Raw genomic sequence first — 6,106 nt, 5'->3', positions numbered from 1 at the left:
GCGCGATTGCGCCGGAATTTTTAGAGTTTTACTGGGGCAACTGGCTGCGCACGCAAATCGATTTGAGCGCGTTCAACCTGAACAAGAAAGGCGGCTATAAAGATGCGATTGAAGCTGTCGCCAAGCGCATGGTCAGCCTGGCGCCGGGTTCACAGGTCGGCGACAGTGGTTTTACCGCGCATCAATTGGGCGGCATGACCAAGCTGGACCAGCGTGAGCTGGAAAAAACTGTCGATAAAAAACTGCCGTATGTGATCGATTACCGCAAATCCAGAAGCTGACGGGGGTTGAAGGTGTGGGAGGGGGCTTGCTCCCGATAGCGGTGGTTCAGTCGATGATGTGTTGACTGAGTGACCGCCATCGGGAGCAAGCCCCCTCTCACAGGGGATCTTCGGTGTTTGTAGGGCGCGCGGATCAGCCCTTTAGTTTCTCGGCAATCCAAATGGTGTGCCGGGTGCCTTTGTTGCCGTGGGCGAACACTTGCACTTCTTCGGCCTTGAAACCGGCCTTGCGCAGTTTGTCGCTGAACAGCTTGTCGGCGCTGGCGACCACACGGCCAGTACACCCTTGGGCCGCAAGGCTTTGGCGCAAGCGGCCAGGCCACCGGCGGAGTAGAGCCAGCTATTGGCCTTTTGCGTGAGGCCTTCGGGGCCGTTGTCGACGTCGAGCATGATCGCGTCAAAACCCTGAGGCTCGGCCTGCAGCACCTTGGCCACGTCTTCCATGCGGATCACCGTGCGCGGGTCCAGTAACGGGCGGCCGGACTTTTCGCCCAGCGGCCCACGGTTCCATTCCACAACACCGGGCACCAGCTCCGCCACCACCACTTCGGCGGTCTTGCCCAAGTGTTTGAGGGCCGAGGCCAAGGTAAAGCCCATGCCCAAACCACCGATCAATACCCGCGAACCGGGGCGCCCGGCGACCTTGCGGCAGGGGATTTCCGCCAGCGCGTCTTCGGAGCCGTGCATGCGCGTGTTCATTAACTGGCCGCCATCACCGCCCTGGATCTTGATGACAAAATCCTCGCCGTATTCGAACAGGCACAAGGCACCGCCGTTGTCGGGGATCGGGGTGGTGTCGAGCAGTACGAAACGTTTCATGGAAATCTCATTGGGAAGGGCATTCTTGCGCGGTTGGGAGTAGCCTTACGGTATTCCGGTCAGGCCATGGAGCCATCGATGAAGTGCAACATTCTAACGGTCATTGTGTTGAGCGCGCTCGCATTGGGTGCCGCGCAGGCCCAGGAGGTGCAAACCGTGCCCGTTGCACCCGCGCCAACCCCAGGCGCGCCGGGCACGCCGACGCCGACGTTATACCCGCAGGTCACCCCGCCTGTCGCCCCCAAGGCCAACGCTAACGGCTCACCTGCGCTGGTGCCCATCGTATTGCCGACGCCACCGAAGGACCAAACCGTGCCTGGCTTGCTGCAGAACGACAGCAAACCGAAAACACCCGGCGGTTAAACCTGTTGCGCAAGTAATTGCCCGTCGGCCATGCGCAGGCGTTTGGACAGGGCAATCGCAATCGCGCGGATGATCTTGGCGGCAACGCGCGGTGCTTCGTTGAGCATTTTTTCCAGGGAATCCTTGCCCAGGTTCAGCACCACGCTGTCGCTGACCGCCACGCAACTGGCCGAACGCCGCTCGCCGTCGAGCACCGCCATTTCGCCAAAAGCCCGGCCACTGCGCAGGGTGGCGATGGTCAGGCGCTGGTCTGCGTGATTGGTTTTTTGCACGGCGACTTGGCCGCTGTGGAGGATGCACATGAAGGTGCCGGCATCGCCCTCGAGAAAAATCGTCTCGTCTTGAGCAATGCTGCTGATATTGAAGTAGCCCGCGGCCAGGTAAAAATCTTCTGGCAACAGCGCGTCGAATAGCCCGCAGTCCATGAGCATGTCGCGGATTTCGTCGTTAAGCAAAGTGGGTTGTGGCATAGCGGCAGTATTGATCCATCAATCAGTCGGCGGTCCTGTGTTCAGACAGGACGCCGCACTAAGTTCCTTAAATCAACCCGAGTGCCTTGAACACAAACGCATATTCGAGTGCTACGTCACGTAAACCCTGGTAACGCCCGCTCATCCCGCCGTGGCCGGCACCCAACTCGGTCTTGAGCAGCAGCAGGTTGTTATCGGTCTTGGTGTCACGCAGCTTGGCCACCCACTTGGCCGCTTCCCAGTACTGCACGCGGCTGTCGTTGTAACCTGCGATCACCAGCGTGGCCGGGTAGGCCTGGGCAGTGACGTTTTCGTAGGGTGCGTAGGCCTTGATGCGCGCATACACCTCGGGCTCTGCAGGGTTGCCCCACTCGTCGTACTCGGTGATGGTCAGCGGCAGCTCCGGGTCGAGCATCGTGTTGAGTACATCAACGAACGGCACTTCGGCAATCGCCGCCTGGAACAGCGCGGGGCGTTGATTGAGTACCGCGCCGATCAACAAGCCGCCAGCACTGCCGCCGCTGATCGCGAGTTGCTTGGAAGTGGTCAGGCCTTGGGCGATCAAGTGTTCGGCGCAGGCGATAAAGTCGCTGAAGGTGTTTTGCTTGTGTTCCTGTTTGCCGTTGCGATACCAGGCTTCACCCAGTTCGCCACCGCCGCGTACGTGCGCAATGGCAAACGCCACGCCACGTTCGAGCAGGCTCAGGCGCGCATGCGAGAACCACGGGTCAAGGCTCTGGCCGTACGCGCCATAACCGTAGAGGTACAGCGGGGTTGGCTTACCGAGCTGGTCGCGCTTGACCACCAGGCTGATCGGCACTTGAGTGCCATCGGCAGAAGTGGCCCACAGGCGCTGGCTGACGTAGTCGTCGGCGTTGAACGCGCCCAGCACCGGGGTTTCTTTAAGCACCACTTGTGCGCCTGTCGCCAATTCGAGCTGGCGCACTTGGGCGGGGCGGTTCAGGGCTTCATAACGCAGGCGGATCTTGTGGCTGGCAAACTCCAGGCTGTTCTGCACATAAAGGCTGTAGGCGGCGTCGGGCAATTCGACGCGATAGGCCGCCACGTCCTGAGCGTGCACTTCGATTACCGGCAGGCCGCCGATGCGCAGGCTCAGGGTCATTGCGCTGGCGTTCAAGCTCACGCCGTCGAGCATCACCTCATCGCTGTGCGGGATCAGGTTTTGCCATTGGTCTTCAGTCGGCACGCTGCCAGTGTCGGCGGCAACAAACAGCGCGTAGTTGATGCCGTCGCGGTTGCTTCGAATAAACCACGTCCACTCGCCGTCGAGTTGGCCGTGGTCGACATCGTATTCATGGTCCTCGACGCGTGGCGCCAGGCAGGTAAAGTCCAGGTGCGGTTGGTCGGCATCCAAGGCCCAGACTTCACTGGTGGTTTTGCTGCCCAAGGCCAGCAGCAACTGGCGCTCCGAGCTTGCACGGTAGCAATGCAGGAAAAACCGCCCATCGGGCTCGTGGAACACTTCCTGCGCCGCCGTGCCATCCAGGCGGTAGCGATAAAGCTTGTGCGGGCGGTGGGTGTCGTCCAGCTCGCCGAAGAACAGCGTCAGGCTGTCATTCGCCCAGGTCATGCTGCCGTCGCAGTTCTCGAACGCGAGTTCGCTGACCTTGTCGGTGGCCAATTCCTTCACGAACAGCGTGTAAATCTCTTCACCACTGGTGTCGAGGCTGTAGGCCAGGCGCTGGTGGTCGGGGCTGATGCTGAACGTGCCCAGCGAGAAAAAACCGCCGTTGGCCAGCACGTTGGGGTCGAGCAGCAATTGCTCAGTGCTTTCATCCACCACGTTGCTGTCATCCGCCGGGCGGCGGCAGCGGTAGTGGCGGGCGTATTCGTCACCCGCGGTGGTGCGCGTGTAATACAGGTACGGCCCCCACGGCGAGGGCAGCGACAGGTCGGTTTCGAGAATGCGGCCCTTGATCTCTTCGAACAAGCTCTCGCGCAGCGTGTGTTGATCGGCGAGTTGCGCCTCCTGCCACGCGTTCTCGGCTTTGAGGTAATCAAGTACTTCAGCGCTGTCACGCGCTTGCAGCCAGGCGTACGGGTCTTGGCCTGCGGCCTTGCGGGCAATCGGGGCGGCAGCGATGTGGGTCGATGAAGGCATGGATCACTCTCTGTCTGGCGGATGGTGGCAGGCATTGCAGCCGAGACACGCAAAAGCCGTTATCATAGCCGCCTGTTTGCCTACCTTGCCATGGACACCATGACCGAGAACGACTATCTGACCGCTTGGGGCCTTTACGCCTTCGCAGCTTTAGGCTGCTTGTTGGTGTGGTTGCGCATGACCCGCTGGGTCTGGCGCTGGCTGCGCGAGCCGCTGCAACTGCTGATGGCGGTGCTGCTGTTCAGCCCGACCATCGTTGACCCGGTCAAAACCCAGTTCGCGCCGGCCGTGGCGATTACCGCGCTGGACCTGGTGCTCAAGGTCGGCAATAACGCGTGGCGGGCGGTTTCCGATTTGTTCATGTACACGCTGATCGCCGCTGGCGTGTATATCGTCTTTGTGTTGATCCGCTGGCCCATCGAGCGCGCCGCCAACGCCCGCCGTGAGCGCAAGGCCGCGACCGATGCAGCGTTGGCCGCCGAGCGCGCAAACCAAGACGAAGACGACGAGCCGTACCGTCGCCCGGCGCCTGCCGGCAGCATGCGGGTCGAACCGCGCCTTTAACGTTGTCCGCCCTGCAGCGAGAGCCCTGGCATGTGTGAATTATTGGGCATGAGTGCCAACGTCCCCACCGACATTGTGTTCAGCTTTACCGGGCTGATGCAGCGCGGCGGGCGTACCGGCCCGCACCGCGACGGTTGGGGCATCGCCTTCTATGAAGGCCGTGGCTTGCGTCTGTTCCAGGACCCGGCCGCCAGCAGCGAGTCGGAAGTCGCGCTGCTGGTGCAGCGTTATCCCATCAAAAGTGAAGTAGTGATTGGCCATATCCGCCAAGCCAACGTGGGCAAGGTGTGCCTGTCCAACACCCACCCTTTCGTACGCGAACTGTGGGGCCGTAACTGGTGCTTTGCGCACAACGGCCAATTGGCCGACTTCAACCCGAGCGCCACGTTCTACCGGCCGGTGGGCGACACCGACAGCGAAGCGGCGTTCTGCGACCTGCTCAACCGTGTGCGCGAAGCGTTCCCGGAGCCCGTGGACATCGAACAAATGCTGCCGGACCTGATTGCGGCCTGTGCTGAATACCGCAGCAAAGGCGTGTTCAATTGCTTGCTCAGCGACGGTGACTGGCTGTTTTGCTACTGTTCAACCAAATTGGCGCAGATTACCCGGCGCGCACCGTTTGGTCCGGCACGGTTGAAGGATGTCGACGTGATCGTCGATTTTCAGGCCGAAACCACGCCCAATGATGTGGTCACGGTGATCGCGACCGAACCGCTTACCGACAACGAAAACTGGACCCGCTATGAACCGGGCCAATGGAGCCTGTGGCGACGCGGTGAATGCGTGAGCCAGGGCATCACTGAGTAAGGATAACGACCATGTTGCTTAGCTATCTGCGATTGGTGCTGTTTGCCATTGGCTTGTTGGTGGGTGTGCAAGTGCCGGGGTTTATCAACGACTACGCCAAGCGTGTCGAGGCCCACTTGATCGAGGCGCAGACTGGCCTGCGCGGGTTTGATGCGACTGCGCAGCAGTTCTTCAAGGGTGATTTGCAGGCGCTGGTGGCGCATTACCGCGCGAGTGACGACCCGGTGTTTCGCAGCGATGCCAACAGCTTGGGCACCTTGCTGGACCGTCAGGTGGCGTTGGACAAGCAATTTCAGGCGATGCAGGGGCCTTGGTACATTCGCGCGCTGCAGGTGGCGGTGGCGGCCGACCCGGCGATTCGTCTGGAAACCTGGAACGGCTACAGTTATCAGATTCTGCTGACGCCTGAAGCCATGGGCTGGGGGTTGGGCGGCGCGATGTTGTTGTCGTTTGGCATTGAGTGCCTGTTTCGCTTGATCGACTGGGTAGTGTTGGGCGGCAAGCGCCTGCGCCAGAGCCGGCCGATTGAAGAGCGTGACCTTAAAGGCCTCTAAAGACCGCCACAGCTCTACTTTAAATGTGGGAGCGGTTGCTCGCTGTCGTCGGTGTGTCAGATAAGTATTTTTCAACTGACACACTGCTTATCGGGAGCAAGCCCCCTCCCACAGAAAGGCAAAAGA

At 60.8% G+C, this 6,106-nt stretch carries 6 protein-coding genes and 2 pseudogenes; 5 read left to right on the top strand and 3 right to left on the bottom strand.

From position 1 onward, the window contains the following. Positions 1-281: pseudogene (locus F0169_RS14105) on the top strand (ParB/Srx family N-terminal domain-containing protein); the annotation flags it as partial. A gap of 133 nt (positions 282-414) precedes the next feature. Here the strand turns inward: F0169_RS14105 and F0169_RS14100 are convergent. Continuing rightward, positions 415-1,100, bottom strand: a pseudogene (locus F0169_RS14100) (spermidine synthase). 78 nt (positions 1,101-1,178) lie between these two features. Here F0169_RS14100 and F0169_RS14095 point away from each other — a divergent pair. Continuing rightward, positions 1,179-1,463: a hypothetical protein gene (locus tag F0169_RS14095; protein WP_122249419.1), complete on the top strand. Its 285-nt coding sequence runs from the start codon at positions 1,179-1,181 to the stop codon at positions 1,461-1,463. Here the strand turns inward: F0169_RS14095 and F0169_RS14090 are convergent. Further along, positions 1,460-1,933 carry a cyclic nucleotide-binding domain-containing protein gene (locus tag F0169_RS14090; RefSeq protein ID WP_152746861.1) on the bottom strand — a complete coding sequence of 158 codons (474 nt, stop codon included), beginning with the start codon at positions 1,931-1,933 and terminating at the stop codon, positions 1,460-1,462. The genes F0169_RS14095 and F0169_RS14090 overlap by 4 nt on opposite strands. Before the next feature lie 67 nt (positions 1,934-2,000). Continuing rightward, positions 2,001-4,055, bottom strand: a complete 2,055-nt coding sequence (locus tag F0169_RS14085; RefSeq protein WP_152746860.1) for a S9 family peptidase — start codon at positions 4,053-4,055, stop codon at positions 2,001-2,003. A gap of 21 nt (positions 4,056-4,076) precedes the next feature. Between F0169_RS14085 and F0169_RS14080 the strand changes: the two genes are divergently transcribed. From F0169_RS14080 to F0169_RS14070, 3 genes are read left to right on the top strand one after another with little or no spacing between them, the layout of a single operon-like run. Further along, positions 4,077-4,619: an MFS transporter gene (locus F0169_RS14080; protein ID WP_152746859.1), complete on the top strand. Its 543-nt coding sequence runs from the start codon at positions 4,077-4,079 to the stop codon at positions 4,617-4,619. A gap of 30 nt (positions 4,620-4,649) precedes the next feature. Further along, positions 4,650-5,426: a class II glutamine amidotransferase gene (locus F0169_RS14075; protein WP_122249415.1), complete on the top strand. Its 777-nt coding sequence runs from the start codon at positions 4,650-4,652 to the stop codon at positions 5,424-5,426. An 11-nt stretch (positions 5,427-5,437) separates the two neighbouring features. After that, positions 5,438-5,980 carry a DUF2937 family protein gene (locus F0169_RS14070; protein WP_058411052.1) on the top strand — a complete coding sequence of 181 codons (543 nt, stop codon included), beginning with the start codon at positions 5,438-5,440 and terminating at the stop codon, positions 5,978-5,980. The last annotated feature ends 126 nt before the right edge of the window (positions 5,981-6,106 follow it).

This window comes from Pseudomonas kitaguniensis, assembly GCF_009296165.1.
GTDB classification, from domain to species: Bacteria; Pseudomonadota; Gammaproteobacteria; order Pseudomonadales; family Pseudomonadaceae; genus Aquipseudomonas; species Aquipseudomonas kitaguniensis.
This window is presented reverse-complemented; position numbering and strand designations above follow the sequence as displayed.

Excerpts from the sequence above, each read along its gene's own strand:
- F0169_RS14095 (WP_122249419.1), top strand. The coding sequence starts at position 1,179 with ATGAAGTGCAACATTCTAACGGTCATTGTGTTGAGCGCGCTCGCATTG.
- F0169_RS14090 (WP_152746861.1), bottom strand. The coding sequence starts at position 1,933 with ATGCCACAACCCACTTTGCTTAACGACGAAATCCGCGACATGCTCATG.
- F0169_RS14085 (WP_152746860.1), bottom strand. The coding sequence starts at position 4,055 with ATGCCTTCATCGACCCACATCGCTGCCGCCCCGATTGCCCGCAAGGCC.
- F0169_RS14080 (WP_152746859.1), top strand. The coding sequence starts at position 4,077 with ATGGTGGCAGGCATTGCAGCCGAGACACGCAAAAGCCGTTATCATAGC.
- F0169_RS14075 (WP_122249415.1), top strand. The coding sequence starts at position 4,650 with ATGTGTGAATTATTGGGCATGAGTGCCAACGTCCCCACCGACATTGTG.
- F0169_RS14070 (WP_058411052.1), top strand. The coding sequence starts at position 5,438 with ATGTTGCTTAGCTATCTGCGATTGGTGCTGTTTGCCATTGGCTTGTTG.